This window comes from Flavobacterium sp. Sr18 (assembly GCF_011064265.1).
Taxonomy (GTDB): Bacteria; Bacteroidota; Bacteroidia; order Flavobacteriales; family Flavobacteriaceae; genus Flavobacterium; species Flavobacterium petrolei.
Window position 1 is genome coordinate 2,391,847 of record NZ_CP049329.1, and the last position, 18,252, is coordinate 2,410,098.

Annotated in this window: 17 protein-coding genes; 10 read left to right on the forward strand and 7 right to left on the reverse strand. The window is 33.2% G+C overall.

The genetic code is table 11. The features are described 5' to 3' along the window. Window positions 1-43: 43 nt before the first annotated feature. From G7A72_RS10580 to G7A72_RS10590, 3 genes are all read right to left on the reverse strand, one after another. Window positions 44-1,144, reverse strand: a complete 1,101-nt coding sequence (locus G7A72_RS10580) for a DUF4407 domain-containing protein (protein WP_165152438.1) — start codon at window positions 1,142-1,144, stop codon at window positions 44-46. Between the two features lie 166 nt (window positions 1,145-1,310). Continuing rightward, complete coding sequence (pckA, locus tag G7A72_RS10585) at window positions 1,311-2,912, reverse strand: phosphoenolpyruvate carboxykinase (ATP) (protein ID WP_165152439.1); 1,602 nt, start codon at window positions 2,910-2,912, stop codon at window positions 1,311-1,313. Window positions 2,913-2,986: 74 nt separating this feature from the next. Next, window positions 2,987-3,379, reverse strand: coding sequence for a DUF423 domain-containing protein (locus tag G7A72_RS10590; protein ID WP_165152440.1), 393 nt, complete (start codon window positions 3,377-3,379; stop codon window positions 2,987-2,989). Between the two features lie 180 nt (window positions 3,380-3,559). Here G7A72_RS10590 and G7A72_RS10595 point away from each other — a divergent pair, with 180 nt between their 5' ends. From G7A72_RS10595 to G7A72_RS10640, 10 genes are all read left to right on the forward strand, one after another. Continuing rightward, complete coding sequence (locus G7A72_RS10595; RefSeq protein ID WP_165152441.1) at window positions 3,560-4,930, forward strand: saccharopine dehydrogenase family protein; 1,371 nt, start codon at window positions 3,560-3,562, stop codon at window positions 4,928-4,930. Between the two features lie 449 nt (window positions 4,931-5,379). Beyond that, window positions 5,380-6,120 (forward strand): DUF3667 domain-containing protein, encoded by a 741-nt coding sequence (locus tag G7A72_RS10600; protein ID WP_165152442.1) that lies wholly within the window; start codon window positions 5,380-5,382, stop codon window positions 6,118-6,120. 480 nt (window positions 6,121-6,600) lie between these two features. Continuing rightward, the gene (locus G7A72_RS10605) at window positions 6,601-7,092 is read left to right on the forward strand and encodes a gliding motility-associated C-terminal domain-containing protein (protein ID WP_165152443.1); all 492 of its coding nucleotides are present in this window, start codon (window positions 6,601-6,603) and stop codon (window positions 7,090-7,092) included. 193 nt (window positions 7,093-7,285) lie between these two features. Next, window positions 7,286-7,963: an SDR family NAD(P)-dependent oxidoreductase gene (locus G7A72_RS10610; protein WP_165152444.1), complete on the forward strand. Its 678-nt coding sequence runs from the start codon at window positions 7,286-7,288 to the stop codon at window positions 7,961-7,963. Window positions 7,964-8,414: 451 nt separating this feature from the next. Continuing rightward, a complete protein-coding gene (locus tag G7A72_RS10615; protein WP_165152445.1) occupies window positions 8,415-9,065 on the forward strand; it encodes a DUF6624 domain-containing protein in 651 nt (216 codons plus the stop codon). Window positions 9,066-9,252: 187 nt separating this feature from the next. Next, a complete protein-coding gene (locus G7A72_RS10620; RefSeq protein WP_165152446.1) occupies window positions 9,253-9,690 on the forward strand; it encodes a hypothetical protein in 438 nt (145 codons plus the stop codon). Between the two features lie 472 nt (window positions 9,691-10,162). Continuing rightward, window positions 10,163-10,795, forward strand: a complete 633-nt coding sequence (locus tag G7A72_RS10625; RefSeq protein ID WP_165152447.1) for a hypothetical protein — start codon at window positions 10,163-10,165, stop codon at window positions 10,793-10,795. 493 nt (window positions 10,796-11,288) lie between these two features. Next, window positions 11,289-11,936 (forward strand): HAD family phosphatase, encoded by a 648-nt coding sequence (locus tag G7A72_RS10630; protein ID WP_165152448.1) that lies wholly within the window; start codon window positions 11,289-11,291, stop codon window positions 11,934-11,936. Between the two features lie 446 nt (window positions 11,937-12,382). Beyond that, window positions 12,383-13,270 carry a hypothetical protein gene (locus tag G7A72_RS10635; protein ID WP_165152449.1) on the forward strand — a complete coding sequence of 296 codons (888 nt, stop codon included), beginning with the start codon at window positions 12,383-12,385 and terminating at the stop codon, window positions 13,268-13,270. 154 nt (window positions 13,271-13,424) lie between these two features. Further along, entirely contained in the window at window positions 13,425-14,114 is a 690-nt protein-coding gene (locus tag G7A72_RS10640; RefSeq protein ID WP_165152450.1) for a hypothetical protein, read from the forward strand. A 178-nt stretch (window positions 14,115-14,292) separates the two neighbouring features. On the opposite strand, the gene G7A72_RS10645 is transcribed toward G7A72_RS10640, so the two are convergent. From G7A72_RS10645 to G7A72_RS10660, 4 genes are all read right to left on the reverse strand, one after another. Then, window positions 14,293-15,753, reverse strand: coding sequence for an energy transducer TonB (locus G7A72_RS10645; RefSeq protein ID WP_165152451.1), 1,461 nt, complete (start codon window positions 15,751-15,753; stop codon window positions 14,293-14,295). Further along, on the reverse strand, window positions 15,750-16,124 hold the full coding sequence (locus tag G7A72_RS10650) for a BlaI/MecI/CopY family transcriptional regulator (RefSeq protein ID WP_121363828.1): 375 nt from the start codon (window positions 16,122-16,124) through the stop codon (window positions 15,750-15,752). The genes G7A72_RS10645 and G7A72_RS10650 overlap by 4 nt, the downstream gene beginning before the upstream one ends. Before the next feature lie 2 nt (window positions 16,125-16,126). After that, a complete protein-coding gene (locus G7A72_RS10655) occupies window positions 16,127-16,477 on the reverse strand; it encodes a hypothetical protein (protein WP_241258503.1) in 351 nt (116 codons plus the stop codon). A 318-nt stretch (window positions 16,478-16,795) separates the two neighbouring features. After that, complete coding sequence (locus tag G7A72_RS10660) at window positions 16,796-18,184, reverse strand: dipeptidase (RefSeq protein WP_165152453.1); 1,389 nt, start codon at window positions 18,182-18,184, stop codon at window positions 16,796-16,798. Window positions 18,185-18,252 lie beyond the last annotated feature (68 nt).

Below are 18,252 nucleotides of genomic sequence, written 5' to 3' on the forward strand. Positions count from 1 at the left end.
ATAAAAACCCGACACACTTAATAGTTGTCGGGTTTTGTTTTTATTATAAAGTTTTCTTTTGCTTTTCTACAAAATTATTAGATTGTAATTCTAGTAAATCAGTAGCATTTTTTCTTTGTAAATCATATAACTGTTTGTCGTCAGCAATATCTCCGTAGACTTTGTCGTGCATCGTGGCGCTAGTTTTTACCAATAAAGTACGTTGGTATTTGTCTTGTTCGATTGTTGCTTTCAAAGCTGTTTCCAGATCTTCCAGTTTATAATCGTATTCTCCTTTTGGAGATAAAAGTTTAGCAATAATAGGAGATGTTTCAATGGCTAAAAACAGCAACATTATAAAAAACGAAGGTAGCCAAGGTAATTTATCCAAGGCATTGATTCGTGCCATTAAACCATCAAATCCGTCAATAATAGGTTGTGTTTCGCTAACTTTCTTGTCTAAATCGGTTTGGAGGGTTTTAGTGTTTTTCTCCATTTCAGCAATTTTAGCCAAGTTGGTTTTTTGTAAGGTGTCCAGTTCTTGTTTTGCCAAATCATGTTTGGCAATTTTTTCTTTAAAAACGGGACCTTTGCCTAATTTTTTGGTTCCAGCAGTTCCTTCAGCTTCTGTGATGTAGGTTTCATACAGCGTATTTACTTCTTTTTCTTTGTTTGTGATTTCTGACTTTAACTTATCGATTTCTGTTTTATTTTTATCCAAATCCGATTTAAAATAATTCGCTACTTCTTTTTTGTTATTCAATGCCATCGCATTTTTCTCTTTCAACAAAACAGTATTAATTTCTTTTTCGAAGATTTTAATTTCTAATGGTTTCGAAATAACTATCGCAATAATCACTGCCAAAATAATTCGGGGAGTTGCCTGCAGGAATTCACTTCCTATTTTGTCTCTTTTTCGAATGGTGGAAACAATAAAACGATCGAGATTAAAAATAAGTAAACTCCAAACGATACCAAATGCGATTGCGGGATATATACTGTCAAAGACGGTAAACAGTGCGTACGAACTGGCAAGAAAAGCCATGACAGCGGTAAAGAAAACGGTGGCGCCAATACCTACATATTTGGTTTGTTCGCCTTCGGAACAGCCTTCAAGTAAGTCTTTGTCAGCTCCTGAACAAAGGATAAAAAATTGTTTTAACATGATTGATGATTTTTTGAATGATGATTACAAATTTAACGCCAAAAAATGAATCTTGGTATAAATAATTGATATGTATTTATTTAAGGCATTTTGTTACGGTTTGTACCAAATAAAAGAGAGCTGCTCACAAGGAACAGCTCTCTTTCTTTTTTGAATTATAATTAACTTATGCGATTGGTGCTCCCGCCATAATCTCGGCATTGGCAAATTCTTCAAATTTGGCGAAGTTAGCTTTGAATTTTTGAGCTAATTCTACCGCTTTTTGATCATATAGTTCTGGGTCTTCCCAAGTATTTCTTGGATTCAATATTTCACTAGGAACATTTGGACAGGTTTGCGGTTTTGCAATTCCAAAAACTTGGTGGTTCTCATAAGCCACATCGTCCAATTCTCCGTTTAGGGCGGCGGTAATCATAGCGCGCGTGTATTTCAATTTCATTCGGCTTCCTATTCCGTAAGGACCTCCTGTCCAACCCGTATTGATTAACCAAACTTTTACATTGGCATCTTTCATTTTTTTACTCAACATTTCAGCGTATTTTGTTGGGTGTAATGGCATAAATGGTGCGCCAAAACAAGCAGAAAAATTAGGCTGAGGTTCTGTAATACCAGCCTCAGTTCCAGCAACTTTTGCCGTATAACCAGAAATAAAATGGTACGCAGCCTGACCTGGAGTCAGTTTAGAAATTGGAGGTAATATTCCGAATGAATCGGCCGTTAAGAAAAATATGTTTTTTGGATTTTTCCCAATGGAACCCGGTTGTATGTTATCAATATGAAAAATAGGATAACTTACGCGGGTATTTTGAGTGATGGAAATATCCTCAAAATTAACTTCATTAGTGTCGTTATTGATGATTACATTTTCAAGGATTGCTCCTTTTTTTATGGCTCTAAAAATGTCTGGTTCGTTTTCTTCGGATAGATTAATCACTTTTGCATAACAACCGCCTTCAAAGTTGAAAACCGTATTTTCATTTGTCCAACCATGTTCATCGTCACCAATTAATTTTCGGTCTGGATCAGCAGATAAAGTTGTTTTTCCAGTTCCTGATAATCCGAAGAAAATAGCAGTGTCACCATCTTTTCCAACATTGGCACTGCAATGCATTGGTAACGTATTTTTGAAAACGGGCAAAATAAAATTCAAAGCAGAAAAAATTCCTTTTTTCATTTCTCCGGTATAACCAGTTCCACCTATCAAAACTACTTTTCTTGTAAAGTCAAGAATGGCAAAATTGCTTTGACGTGTTCCGTCTACCGCTGGATCTGCCATAAAACTTGGTACACATAAAAGAGTCCATTCTGGGTCGAAATTTGCTAATTCTTCCATTTCAGGTCTCAAAAACATGTTGTAACAAAATAAATTTGCCCAAGGAGTTTCTGTGATCACACGAACATTTAATCTATAATTGGGGTCAGAACATACATAAGAATCTCTAACGTAAATGTCTTTGTCTGATAAATAAGCGGTAACCTTGTTGTATAAAGCTTCAAATGCCGCTGGTTCAAATGGGATGTTTACTTTTCCCCACCAAACTTGATTTTCACTGATACTGTCTTTTACGATATAACGGTCTTGCGGCGATCGACCCGTATATTCTCCTGTATTCACTGCTAATGCTCCAGTAGAAGTCTCAATTCCTTGACCTGTTTTTATAGTTATATCTTGTAATTCTTCAGGGGATAACTGGTAATGAATTTTGGCATTTTCAATTCCTAATTCTTTTAACGAAATCGATTGCGAGAAAAGCGTGTTATTGTCCATAAATTTATTATTGTGTAGTTACTTTTTATAGACTGCAAAAGTAGAAATTATATTTCAGTTAGCGTTTGATTCTTCTAATTTTGTGATTTTTTATTCATAATATTCAATAATAAAACGCCCCAGCCCAGTATTAATAGGAGTCCGCCAATAGGAGTAACGAATCCTATAATTTTAAAATCAAAAGAAGTAAGATCATTTGTAGCTAACAGATATATGGATCCAGAGAATAAAATTACCCCAAAAAGAACTAAAAAATAGATAGCTTTTTTCGTTTTTTGAGGAACGTCTTTCAGTAGTCCTAAAAACAATAAAAACAATGCATGGTACATTTGATAGCGTACACCGGTTTCAAAAGTCGATAATTGTTCGATAGACAGTAATTTTTTTAGGGCATGCGCGCCAAAAGCACCAAGAATTATTGCAATCATTCCTAAAATTGCTCCTGTTGAAAGTATCTTTTTGTCCATGTTGGTTTTATTTTAGTACAAAAGTATCTCATCCGTGCTTAAATTGAAAATGTTTTCTGGGTTACTTTTTCCATCTATTGATGTATTGTAGATTAATTTTCAAGAACCCATATAAAATATTTTACTTCTATTTGTTATAAATACAACATTTTTGTATGTTTGTGTTATAAATATATAAAAATGAGAACAATTTTAATCATTGGGGCAGGAAGATCAGCTTCATCTTTGATTCAGTATCTTTTAAATAAATCTGAAAAAGAGAATCTGCATCTTGTTATTGGTGATTTGTCTTTGGCTTTAGCCCAAAAAAAGACAAACAATCACCCCAATGCAACGGCAATTGCCTTAGATATTTTTGATGAAGATCAAAGAAAAAAAGCCGTGCAAATTGCTGATATTGTTATCTCGATGTTGCCGGCTCATTTGCATATTCAAGTGGCCAAAGACTGTATTATTTATAAAAAACACTTAGTTACCGCTTCTTATGTGAGTGATGCCATGCAGGAATTAGACGCTGCTGCAAAGGAAAATAATCTGATTTTCATGAATGAAATTGGACTTGATCCAGGCATTGACCACATGAGTGCGATGAAAGTGATTGATGAAATTAAGGAAAAAGGCGGTGAGATGATTTTATTCGAATCCTTTTGTGGTGGACTTGTAGCTCCGGAATCCGATACGAATCTTTGGAATTATAAATTTACCTGGGCACCACGCAATGTAGTTCTTGCGGGTCAGGGTGGCGCTGCCAAGTTTATTCAGGAAGGGACTTATAAATACATTCCGTACTGTAATTTGTTTCGCAGAACCGAGTTTTTGCAAGTGGAAGGATATGGTCGATTTGAAGGCTATTCGAATCGCGATTCGTTGAAATACCGCAGTGTGTATGGCTTAGATAATGTACTTACGTTATACAGAGGAACGATTCGTAGAGTGGGTTTCTCGAAAGCGTGGAATATGTTTGTGCAATTAGGAATGACGGATGACAGTTACGTTATGGAGGATTCGGAGAACATGAGTTACAGAGAATTTGTAAATTCTTTCCTGCCATATCATCCCACTGATTCTGTAGAAATCAAGACACGTTTGATTCTAAAAATTGACCAAGACGATATCATGTGGGACAAATTATTGGAACTCGATTTGTTCAATCCAAACAAGAAAGTAGGTTTGAAAAACGCCACTCCGGCGCAAATTCTGGAAAAAATATTGACGGATAGTTGGACGCTTCAGCAAGATGATAAAGATATGATTGTCATGTATCACAAATTTGGATACGAATATAATGACAAAAAAGAACAAATAGATTCCAAAATGGTTTGCATTGGCGACGATCAAACCTATACAGCCATGGCAAAAACAGTGGGTTTACCCGTTGCAATGGCGACCTTATTAATCTTGAATGGTAAAATCACGACTCCGGGAGTGCAGTTGCCCATTCGTAAGGAAGTTTATGAGCCTATTTTGAAAGAATTAGAAGAATACGGTGTTGTTTTCAAGGAACAATCCATGCCGTATTTAGGATACAATCCGGATAAAGAGTTTAGTTAGTAGTTTTTTTAGATTTTTAGTTTGATAAATCCGCTCCTCTTGAAGCGGATTTGTTTTTTTGGTTCCATTTAGTGTATCTTTTGGGCGTGACCCTGCAAATTGCTTCGTCTTTCCTTCTGGCAACTTCGGGTCGGGCTGTTCGCTGCAATCTTTATGTTTTTTTAGAACAGGAAATAAATTCAGGTTAAAAAACATAAAGGATTTTTCCCGAAACTTCGGGACCATCCCTCACGCAACGCATTCCAATGACACGCCGTTTTTTCTAAATTGTAAGAAAATTTTAATATATTTGAAAAACGCAAAGCGAAACAAACCTTCGCTTATCTACCCATGTTTGGGTGTGTATACGAAGGTTTGTCGCTTATATACAAGTCAGCGGTAATACTATCGCAGACGCAACAGAAGACAAGAAAAGAAAACATAAATTGACAAAATATTAAAACTGACCAATGACAAATAACTGCTTAAATTGCAATAAAGAAATTATAGACAAATTTTGTAGTAATTGCAGCCAAGCAACATCGACACACAGATTTTCCTTATCGCACGTTTTTCAACACGATTTTATTCACGGAATATTTCATTTTGACAAAGGCTTTTTCTATACGATAAAAGAACTCTTTACCAGACCAGGACACAGTATTAGAGAATATGTGCAAGGAAAAAGAGTAAAACACTTTAACTATTTTGCAACCATAATTCTTTTAATGACAATAGGCTATTTTATTAAAAAATGGACAAAAATAGATGCATCAGGATTATATGATGATAAAAAAACAGTAGAAGGTCTTTTAAAAGTGTTAAAAGATTATTCAAAATTTACAGTATTTCTACATATACCAATCATATCTATTTTGAGTTATTTCTTTTTTAAAAAGAGTAAACAAAATTATGCAGAAAACGTAGTCCTCAACCTATATATGTTATGCGGAACATTAATAATTAGTTTTGTACTATTCAGCTCTATGATTTTTACCAATAACAAAGATTTTCTTGTAGGTGTAAACTATTTTGCTGCAGCTCTAACATTTTTGTATATTATAATTTTTTATTATCAATATTTTTCTGTCTTTGGTCTGAAAAAATATCAATTAATCATTCGAGTAATTAGTATTGCTATTTTGTATTTATTGACAAAGCAAATAACTAACAATATCTTAAACACAATAGGACTTAAATATTTTAATTAACGAAATAAAAAAGTACTACCGCTAACAGCTAGAGTTGCAAGGGTAGCACGAACAATGAAACTCTGGTTGAACAGCCTGTCCCGTTTTTTGCAGGAGAACCGGTTACTGGGAGGTACTATGGAGTATTCGTAAAATTGTGAGAGAGAATTATAAGAGGATTTAGTGTCCTCTTTTTTTTTGGGAAACTGTTTTTTGGGCGTGACCCTGCAAATTGCTTCGTCGTTTCTCCTCCCAACTTCGGGTCGGGCTGTTCGCTGCAATCTTTATGTTTTTAAAGAAAAAACATAAAGGATTTTCGCTGCCATCCCTCACGCAACGCATTCCAATGATTAGAAGTCGTTTTAGTGATTTGTAAGAAAATTTTAATATATTTGGAAAGCCCAGCAAAAAAAATCTACACTTATGTACTCATGTTTAGGTGTGTATACGAAGGTTTGTTTCGCTTATGTACAAGTTACCAAACATTTAAAAACCTACTTTATGAAAAACAGAATTGTATTTTTTATCTCTTTAATCTTATTAGTCAATTATAGTTGTAATAACAATGATTCCGATACTGAACAAAAAACTTTTTTATGTTGTGCAGAAAATCAATTGCAATCTAAGAACATAAATAATCTTAACCAAACAGCTGGAAAAATAAATGTTATTTCAGTATTTACTCCAAATGAAGATGGTATTAACGATTGTTTAATGGTGGAAAATTTATATAAATATTCATTTAACTCTTTAACCATATATGATTTAAATGATAAAATTCTTTTCACAACAGAAAATTATGGTAAAAACTCCAACTCTTTTTGCGGAGATAATATTAAAAGCGGAACTGTGAAATATAAACTTGTAGTGGAAAATGAACAAACATTCGTTGAGTATGGATATGTGTGTATAGTTAAAACAGAAGAAGAAGGTAAAGTATTTAGAGCAGAAACTGAATGCACATTCCCTCTTGACGACCCAATTATATTTTAAAAATAATATGAATTGAATAAACGTTTGGTAACAGCTACAACAGCGGATTTCGAAAATTGGCTTAATTGAAAAATTGTTTTGTATTTGGGATGATTTGGCTAATCCGAAAAATAAATCTTAATTTAGTCCCAAACCCCCTCTAGTAGCGGGATGTTGTCTGCTATATTGCCGAAAAAAAAACTAAAAAAGAAAAATGAATTTTAAAAATAAGATTGTCCTAATTACAGGAGCAAATTCAGGAATTGGAAATGCATTAGCAGAGAAACTAATTGCTGAAAAATATTATGTAATTGGAACTTCCAGAAATGGGAAAATTGAAAATATTAATTCTGAAAACTTATTTGTTGTAGCATTAGATTTGACAAATCAAAAGTCAATTGAAAATGCGAACAAAATAATTAGAAATAAATTCAACGGAATTGATGTTTTAGTAAATAATGCTGGAATTGCGCCAGATTTAGATAAAACGGAACCAGATTTAGAAAGTTTGAGATCAACTTTTGAAACGAACGTTTTTGGACTTGTGAATTTTACCGAAACTGTTTTAGATTTAGTAAATCAAAACGGAAAAATTTTAAACATTTCTTCTATTATGGCAACGCTGAATATAATATCAAAAATCGATTCAACTGCTTACAGAATGTCTAAAGCTGCATTAAATATGTACACGAAAACTTTATCTGCAAGATTGAAAGATAGAAATATTGATGTGAACTCAATTCATCCAGGTTGGGTAAATACAAAATTATCAACGAAAGGCGCACCATTATCAACTGAATTTTCTGCAAACGGAATATTTAAACTAATAGAAACCGAAATGAAAACTGGAACTTTTTGGAATGCTGAATTGCAAGAAGAAATGTTGTGGTAAATAAATACTGCCCACAACAGCTAGAGGTTCGTTACTTGCGCAGCACGAACAATAAATCTCCGGTTGAACTGAACAAATTGCAGGTCCGTTAACAGTATGGAGTTTTCCTAAAATTGTGAGAAAGAATATTAAGAGGATTTAGTGTCCTCTTTTTTTTGGGGAACTGTTTTTTGGGCGTGACCCTGCAAATTGCTTCGTCGTTCCTCCTAGCAACTTCGGGTCGGGCTCTTCGCTGCAATCTTTATGTTTTTAAAGAAAAAACACAAAGGATTTTTCCCGAAACTTCGGGACCATCCCTCACGCAACGCATTTCAATGACACGCCGTTTATTTTATTAAATTGTAAGAAAATTTTAATATATTTGGGAAACGCAAAGCGAAACAAACCTTCGCTTACATGCAAGTTGTGTGCTAGTTAAAACCATAATTCGGCAAAAAATCTAAATTTAGAAATGAAAAAAATAATTATAATATTTACTTTTTTAATTTTGAGTTGTTCAACAACTAAATTGAGTAAAACTGAATCTGAAAATCTGAAAACAGAATTTACAGAAATGTATAAAATTGACCAAATTGCGCAAGCAGGAAAACCTAATGGAGAATTTAAAAATTATCCATTAGAAAACTGGTATAAATTTAAAGACAGTGTTTTTACAAAAAACAAAAATAGAGTCGAATATTTATTTAAAAAATATGGATATTTAGGAATTAATGAAATTGGGAAAAATGCAAGCAATGATTTTTGGATTTTAGTTCAGCACAGTGATAAGTTTCCTGAATTTCAAAAAAATGTTTTGAAATCAATGAAAAAAGAATTAAAAAAAGGAAATGCGAATCCAGATAATTATGCTTTACTACTTGATAGAGTAAATGTAAACAGTGGAGAAAAACAAAATTTTGGAACTCAAGTTAATTATAGATTAAACGGACAAGCGAAACCAAAAATTGGTTTAATTGATAGTTTGAATATTGATAAAAGAAGAATTGAATATGGATTAAAACCGTTAAAAGATTATTTAAACCAAATGACAGAAATGCATTTTGAAATGAATAAAGAATACTTTGCAAAAAAAGGAATAGTAAAACCAAACTTATACAATTAAAAATAAATAACCAGCACGCAATGGCAGTTTGTAGAAATGCCGGGTTTTGGGCTTGATTTAAAGTTGGTTTTGTAGTTGTAAAGTCAGTGTTTAGCGGAAATTTTAGGCTTACTTAATCCGCCACTTCTGCAAGCTGCAAAATGTTATCTGCAACTTTAGAAAAAATGGAATAAATAAAAACGACAAAATGAAAAAATTTATAAGTATCACTTCTACAGTATTTTTCTTCAGTTTTAATTTGAGTATTGCTCAAAAGAAAAATTTAGATTCTCTGATTCAAAATATTAATAATAAAGATGCCTACATAGTTTTAGTGAAAACAATGTCGCCAAGAATTCATGGAGATTTAGCAAACAGCATTGTAGCAATTGGAAAAAAAGCTACGCCAGAATTGATAAAAGTATTAGACAATAAAAATAAAGGAGTTATCGCTCATTTTATACTTTCAGAAATCTGGAAAGACAACTGGAAAGAAGAAATTTGTTGTAATGTTACAAATATTGACAATGAAGAAATAATTATCATTAATGGACTTGAAGTTCATATCAAGGATAATATTTTATTTTCGACAAGCGAAAGTCTAAATAAGAATATGGAGAATTGGAAGAAATTTTGGCATGCATAAAAAAAGATTTAGATAACATTTAGAGTTACTTGCGCAGCACGAACAATGAAACTCCGGTTGAACTGAACAGATTGCAGGTCCGTTAACAGTGTGGAGTTTTCCTAAAATTTTGAGAGAGAATTATAAGAGGATTTAATATCCTCTTTTTTTTTGGGAGAACTGTTTTTTGGGCGTGACCCTGCAAATTGCTTCGTCGTTCCTCCTCGCAACTTCGGGTCGGGCTGTTCGCTGCAATCTTTATGTTTTTAAAGAAAAAACATAAAGGATTTTTCCCGAAACTTCGGGACCATCCCTCATGCAACGCATTCTAATAATGCGCCGTTTATTTTACTAAATTGTAAGAAAATTTTAATATATTTGGGAAGCGTAAAGCAAGGCAGACCTACGCCAATCCACCCAGGTTTGATCTAAGTACGAAGGTTTGTTTCGTTATATAGTGGATGTGGGCAATATTAGCAAAATAATTAAAAATATGAATATAAGTAAAGAACAAAATGAAGCCGTAAATGACATTGTAGAACTTATTGCTTCTAAATTGGGAAATGAAACTAGGGAGTTGAATATTGTGGATGCTATTTCTACTTGTGCAAGACTTGCGGGAAGTTTATTGTTTAGATCTTTTAATTTTGAAATTGAAAACGCTAAACTAGGAAGTGTAGTGTTGTCCGAAAATGCAAATATAAAAGGACCTGAATTGATAAATATTACTCATTTTGTATTACAAAATTTCGGAATTACTATTGACAATCAAAAAATGAATGGCAGTTCAGGAGAAGAGACTAAAATTGAATTTTTAGACGCAATTAATTTAGTGCAAAACCAAGCACTTGAAATAATGGATAAATACAAATTATCATATGAACAATTAGCGCATTCTACTGCTATAGCTACAGCTTTTATTATACAACAGAGTCCAAATATACCTGCCGAAACAGGTTTTGGAAAAGCAATTTATCATTATATTGAAGGTTCAAAAACTTATCCACCAGATTTCATTAAACCAACAACTATAATTGAAACAAAAAATCAATTAAAAGAGGATGAAAGAACAAATGAAATTAAATCTAAAGAAAATAGCGATAAACCTTGGTGGAAAATATGGTAAATAAATACTGCACACAATAGCTACAGTTTCGTTACTTGCGCAGCACGAACAATGAAACTCCGGCTAATCAGCCTGTCCCGTATTTCCGGGAGAACCGTTTGCAAGTCCGTTAACACTATGGAGTATTCGTAAAATTGTGAGAGAGAATTATAAGAGGATTTAGTGTCCTCTTTTTTTTGGGGAAACTGTTTTTTGGGCGTGACCCTGCAAATTGCTTCGTCGTTTCTCCTCCCAACTTCGGGTCGGGCTGTTCGCTGCAATCTTTATGTTTTTTAAAGAAAAAACATAAAGGATTTTCGCTACCATCCCTCACGCAACGCATTCCAATGACGCGCCGTTTTTTACTAAATTGTAAGAAAATTTTAATATATTTGAAAAGCATAAAGCGAAACAAACCTTCGCTTATCTAACCTTATGTGGGTGTGTTTACGAAGGTTTATTTCGCTTAAATATAAGTTAGCTGTATTCTAAAAACCGAAACCTAAATAAGAGAATGAAGAATATTAAATGTATAATATTTGACTGTGACGGAGTTTTGGTTGACAGCGAAATTATTGGAAATCAAATATTACTTTCAATGGCAAAAGAATTTGGACTTGAAATGTCTATTGAAGATGCTATTAAAAAATTTAACGGCAGAAGTCTAAAAGATAGTTTTCAGCAGATTGAAAAATTGACGAATAAAAGATTACCCGATAACTTTGAAAGTGAATATAGAAAACAAACTTTTGAAGCATTTAAAACGGAATTAAAACCAATTAAAGGTGTAAAAAATTTTATCGATAGCTTATCCATTTCTTATTGTGTTGCTTCAAGTGGACCAATAGAGAAAATTAATTTGAATTTAACGATAACAGGCTTAATTGAAAAATTTGAAAATAAAATATTCAGTTCATACCAAATTAATAGTTGGAAGCCAGAACCTGAAATATTTCTATTTGCTTCAAGAGAAATGGGATTTACAACAAATGAATGCATCGTAATTGAAGACAGTAAAGCGGGTGTTATTTCCGCGAAAAAAGGAGGTTTTAAAGTTTATGGTTTTGCAAATGAAAGCAATGAAACAGAATTAAAGGATGAGGGAGCAATAATTTTCTATAGTTTCGAAGAGCTAGCAAATTTATTGAATTTGGAAAACTGAATTAACAAGAACAACAGCTAACAGTCAGGGTTTCGTTGCGTGCGTAGCACCACCAATGAAACCCGTGTTGAACGGAACCGGTCACTGGCATGAACTATAGAGTCTTCCTAAAATTGTGAGAGAGAATATTAAGAGGATTTAGTGTCCTCTTTTTTTTGGGCGTGACCCTGCAAATTGCTTCGTCGTTCCTCCTGGCAACTTCGGGTCGGGCTGTTCGCTGCAATCTTTATGTTTTTAAAGAAAAAACATAAAGGATTTTCGCTGCCGTCCATCACGCAACGTATTCCAATGACACGCTATTTATTTTACAAAATTGTAAGAAAATTTTAATATATTTGGAAAACACAAAGCCAAACAAACCTTCGCTTATCTACCCATGTTTGGGTGTGTATACGAAGGTTTGTTTCGGTTATATATTAATTGGCAGAAATTTTGACTCAGAAACTATGAAAACCGAACATAATCAAGATATTATAACTGAAATTGAAATTTTAAAAAATATTATTAATTCTAATACTGATGATAATAAAGTCATAGAAACTTATACGAAACTTGGCGAAATTGGCGAAAAATTTGAGTTAAATGAAATAACAAATTTTTTGATTGAAAAGTACATCACTGAAAAAAATGAAGATGTAAAAAAGTCAATCCACAGTTCAATACGTAAACAAAGAAAAAATGAAAATACTAAAGTAAAACCTTTATTATTAATTTTACAGAAATATAAAAAAAGTAATATTATAGAGTCTGTTTTAGAATTATTACATAATTCGAAAAACTCTGAAATCGAAAATGCATTGATTAATGTTTTAGAAAACAATCATAGTGACTGGATCTACAAAAGAGTAAATGCGTGTTTACATACTTCGGGCACTCGAAAATCAATTCCTTATTTGATAAAGAAGATTAATCATAAAAGTAATGATGTAGCTCAATCTTCGTTGATTACAGTTATTCGTCTTTCGGATAAACGTGAGTCAGAATTGTTTATAAATGAATTAGCTAATGGAAAAATTAAAGATGTAGCTATGGAAGGTATATGTCTACATTCCGACATTGAAGGAGTAGATATTGTAATGGAAAGATTAAAAAAGAAAACGAGTCGTAAAAGAGAAACTGATTGTTCAACTTATTTTTATGTTGGAAATGAAAATGAAACTACAATTGGATTAAAATATTTAAATAAATTCAAAGATGAAAGAAAAGATATTATAACTTTTTTTACATTTTTATTAGACAAAAGAATCGAGAAACTATTTGATTATGAGATTGAAATATTAAAAGAACTTCTAAAAACACCAAGTACTAAAATTACATTGGAGAAAAGAATATGAAGTGAAAAAACTTCTGCCAACAGCCATTTTGAGCTAGCTGGAATTTAGTGGAATTATCGTTTCGCATCAAGTTTTCGTTAAAATGAAAATTGAACGTATACTAATTTTCAGCCTTCTCAAAGTGGCAAAATGTTAATAATAATTAAGACTAAAAATGGAAAAATCAAGTTTTCAAATAAGTTATGATTCATTAGTCGAAATCGTTGTCAAAATGATTAAAGATGGAGAAATTGGAAACCGCTTTAGTCATCTAAGAAAAGACAGAGTTGAATTAATAATTAATAAAATATCCTCTTATGGATGGTATATTGATGATTTTTCTAAAGAGTCTAAAATAAGTAGTAGTAAATGCTTAAAATTAATTTATAGTAATTTTCCAGAAAAACTTGATGACTACTTATCGGATTATTATAATAAAAAAATGATTCAAATTGAAAATGATCTTAAATCTTCTTATCCAAAAAGGAATGCTATTATAACCGAAGCATTTTATGTACACAAAAACAAATTATTTCATTCTTCGATATGTCTATTCATAACAATAATTGATGGAATCTGTGATGATGTTTTAGACGCAAAATTCTTCAAAAACGTAAAAGACCTACCTGAAATTAAAGTGAAACTTGAAGAAAAAAAAATGAAATATTCTGATTTCCTTTTATCTCCAATCAAAAATAAAGGAGCAATTAATGGTTGGGAAAAAGAGCTAAATAAATATCCAATTAGATTAAATAGACACGAAATAATTCACGGAAAAGATATAAATTATGGTAATGAAATTAACTCATTAAAAATAGTTTCAATGCTCTCCTATGTCAACTTTGTTTTAACTCATTTTGATTAAAATAAAAATTAATGGCAATACACGTCTTGCTCAATTTGTAAATTTAGTGCAATTGCAGTTTTTTACTCTATTTTCGTTTAGCCGCAAATACTTGTTATCATAAATTGAAATCTGCGCCAAGCCTCAAAATATTGGTTTTGTAAATCCGCTTCTTTTGAAGCGGATTTCTTTTTTACTATTATGATTTTGATTGTATAGTTATTGGTAAGCTATACATTACCCTAACCGGAACACCATTCATTTTACCGGGTAACCATTTAGGGGATGATTTTATAACACGCACAGCCTCGTCACCAGTGCCGAAGCCAATATCGCGAATGTTTTTTACGTCACTAATACTACCGTCTTTTTCAATGATAAAAGTGATGTAAACCTTCCCTTTTAAATTGGGTTGTTCTGGAGTTTTAAAATTCTGCCCTACGAATTTGTAAAATTCTATAATTCCTCCCGGAAAATCTGGTTTTTCTGTTATTCCAGCGGTATTATAGACTTCATTTTCCCCTTTTTGGACAAATTGATTTTTAGCATCGTACGCATCAATTTCAATTACTTCAGGAGCTCCTTTGCTTAATGTTGCCAGAAGTTCCTCGTTTGTAGGCAATTCTTTTTCTTTTGATAGGATAGAAGGTATAGCCCTCTTTTCTACAGGAGTTAGTTCATTGTATTTTTTTTCGCTGGTAACCTTTCCTTTTTCATCTTTGATTTTAAAAGTAGTTTTGTCGTAATACGTTTTAAATAAATTTCCGGGTTTCGCAGGAGTAGTTTCTTTTTTTACATTGGTTTCTTGCGCAACGACTTTCGTACACAATAAGAACAATAAGGCAGTTACTACAGGAATTAGCATTGCTTTTTTTAATAAAGCTTCTGTTTTTGATGTGGTTTTTGTCATCATAAGTAATCGTTTTTTAGTTATTAAATAATTCAAATTACTGGCCAAGTAAAAAGTTTGGTTCTTGTTCGCTTTCGATAGCAATAAAGATTGGTAGAAAGGAACATTGTTATAGGAGGTGACGACTTTCTCATCGGCAAGAAATTCGTGGTTGAGTTGTATGGCTTTTTTGTAAAAAATAAAAATAGGGTTGAACCAGAAAAGGGTTTTCAATATTTCGATGAATAAAATATCCAACGTGTGTTTTTGGGTTACATGCGTGAGTTCATGTGTGTACAATTCAGCTTCAATTTGACGGTTGTTGTACTCCGTTTCGTTGATGAAAATCGTATTCAGGAAAGTATGCGGCAACGTTTTTTCGGGAACCAAAATCAATTTTGCATTCTTATAGGCAATTGGTGTATTCGATTTCATTTTAGAAGAAATTTTGATGATATTACTGATAAAACGTATCGCCAGAACGAGTGTTACTACAGCATACAAACTCCATAATCCTATTGCTAGATAGTTTGTTTCTTCTAGTATTACAGCGTTTCCTTGCAGTATTTGGATATTTCCCGGATTGACTGCAGGTTGTGTTATTTCCTGAATGACTTCGATAGTTATAAATGGAATTACCATCGAGAAAACAAGGCTGAACAACAAGTAAAACCTATTGAAAACGTGTATTTTTTCTTTTTCCAAAAACAAATAATACACTGCCAGTAGCACGAATAGAGTAATTGTCGATTTGATTAGAAAGTCGCTCATTTTTTCTTTTTTAGAATTTCACTGTCTATTATTTTTTTGAGATCTTCCAATTCCGTTTGCGATAAATTCGTTTCAGTGGTAAAAAAAGAGGCAAATTGTGATGCCGAATTGTTGAAAAAATTACTAATCAATCCGTTGACGTGTTTCGAGAAATAATCGGTTTTTTTGACTAAAGGATAATATTCCCGTGAGTTCCCAAATTCATTGTAGGCTACAAATTGCTTGTCGATCATTCTTTTTAATAAAGTAGCAATGGTTGTGGTTGCGGGTTTTGGTTTTGGGTAGGCTTCAAGCAAGTCTTTCATAAAGGCTTTCTCGAGTTTCCAAAGGTGTTCCATTACTTGTTCTTCGGCGTTCGTTAGTTGTTGCATGTTTATTTAATTTCTATTTCGGAAAATGATTCTCCGTTATTGTATTTCTTTATCGTTATTAGTTTTCCATCTTGATTGAAGAAGTTCCAGTCACCAAAATAAAACCAATGCACGTACTTATCGGTGCTTTCTATTTTTGTTTTTCCTTTGGATTGTATTTTTCCATTCTCATGATAAAAAGTAGTGTTGCAGATGTCGTCTTTGTATTTTTCTCTTTTTATGATTTTACCATTTAAGTAATAACTCCATTTTTTTACGGGATCTCCTTTTCGGTATTTCCCAATTGATTTATAGTGGGAACTATCCTGTGCGTATTGTTCAATCCAAAGTCCTTCTCTACGTTTATTTTTCATTTGATTGGTTTTGCAGCCAAAAAGCAAAAATACCAAGCCGATTACAATAACAGTTTGTCGCATAAAATGATTTTGTTCTACGAAAATAGAGTTTGCTCTACAAATGTAGAATAAAAAGTGAAATAAACAAGTTTTAATGAAAAAATATTATGATAGTCAGCGGTTTGCGTTAAGGATGGGAGTGGAAATCCTTTTTATTTTTTTGTTTTAAAAAATAAAAAGATTGAGAACGGACAGCCTGACCCGCTATTTTCAGCGGGGAACGCTCAAAAAAAATCCGCCCTGTTTAGAGCGGATTTAGTATTTATTGAAAGGAATTTATTTTGATAACTCCACAAAATATTTGTAAAACAACGGAATGGTTTCAATTCCTTTCAGGTAATTGAAGATCCCGAAATGTTCGTTTGGCGAGTGAATGGCATCGCTGTCCAGACCAAATCCCATTAGAATAGTTTTGCTTTTCAGTTCTTTTTCGAACAACGCTACGATAGGAATACTTCCACCGGAACGCACCGGAATTGCGGGAACGCCAAAGGTTTCCGTATACGCCATGTTTGCGGCTTTGTAGCCAATGCTGTCTATTGGGGTTACGTAACCTTGTCCGCCATGATGCGGTTTTACTTTTACGGTAACGCCGGCAGGAGCAAGGCTTGTGAAATGTTTGGTAAACAATTCGGTGATTTGTTCCCAATCTTGATTTGGTACCAAACGCATCGAGATTTTAGCGAAAGCTTTGCTGGCAATCACCGTTTTGGCACCTTCTCCGGTGTAACCACCCCAGATTCCGTTGACATCCAGTGTCGGACGAATGGAATTTCTTTCGTTCGTTACATAGCCTTTTTCGCCGTAAACGTCATTAAGGTCTAATGCTTTTTTATAGTTTTCTAAATTGAAAGGTGCTTTGGCCATTTCAGCTCTTTCTTCTGTCGATAATTCTTCTACATTATCGTAGAAACCAGGAATGGTAATGTGGTTGTTTTCATCATGAAGCGAAGCAATCATTTTGGCCAACACATTGATAGGATTAGCAACGGCACCTCCGTACAATCCAGAATGTAAATCACGGTTTGGTCCAGTTACTTCAACTTCTACATAGCTTAATCCGCGTAAACCTGTTGTAATTGACGGCTGCTGATTCGAGATCATTCCAGTATCCGAAATTAAAATCACATCGTTTTTTAGTTTTTCCTGATTGCGTTCTACGAACCAGCTCAAGCTTTTGGAACCAATTTCCTCTTCGCCTTCAATCATGAATTTCACGTTACAAGGCAAAGTATTGGATTGAACCATGTATTCTAATGCTTTTACGTGCATGTACATTTGGCCTTTGTCATCGCAAGAACCTCTTGCAAAAATGGCGCCTTCGGGATGAATTTCGGTTTTCTTGATTACGGGTTCAAAAGGTGGAGAAGTCCATAAGTCAATTGGGTCTGCGGGTTGCACATCATAATGTCCGTAAACCAAAACGGTAGGCAAGGAGGGATCAATAATTTTCTCACCATAAACGATTGGATTGCCAGGAGTATCACAAATTTCGACAAAATCGCAGCCTGCTTTCTCTAAACTGGCCTTTACGGCATCAGCAGTATTGATGATATCTTTCGAGAATGCAGGATCTGCGCTCACAGATGGGATTTTTAATAATTCGATTAACTCGTTGATAAAGCGATCTTTGTGTTCTTGAACGTATGCTTTAATATTTTCCATTATTTGAATTTTATTTATATCTCAAAAGTACGAAAAACTGAGTGAATAATTTTTGAAGAAATTCCTTT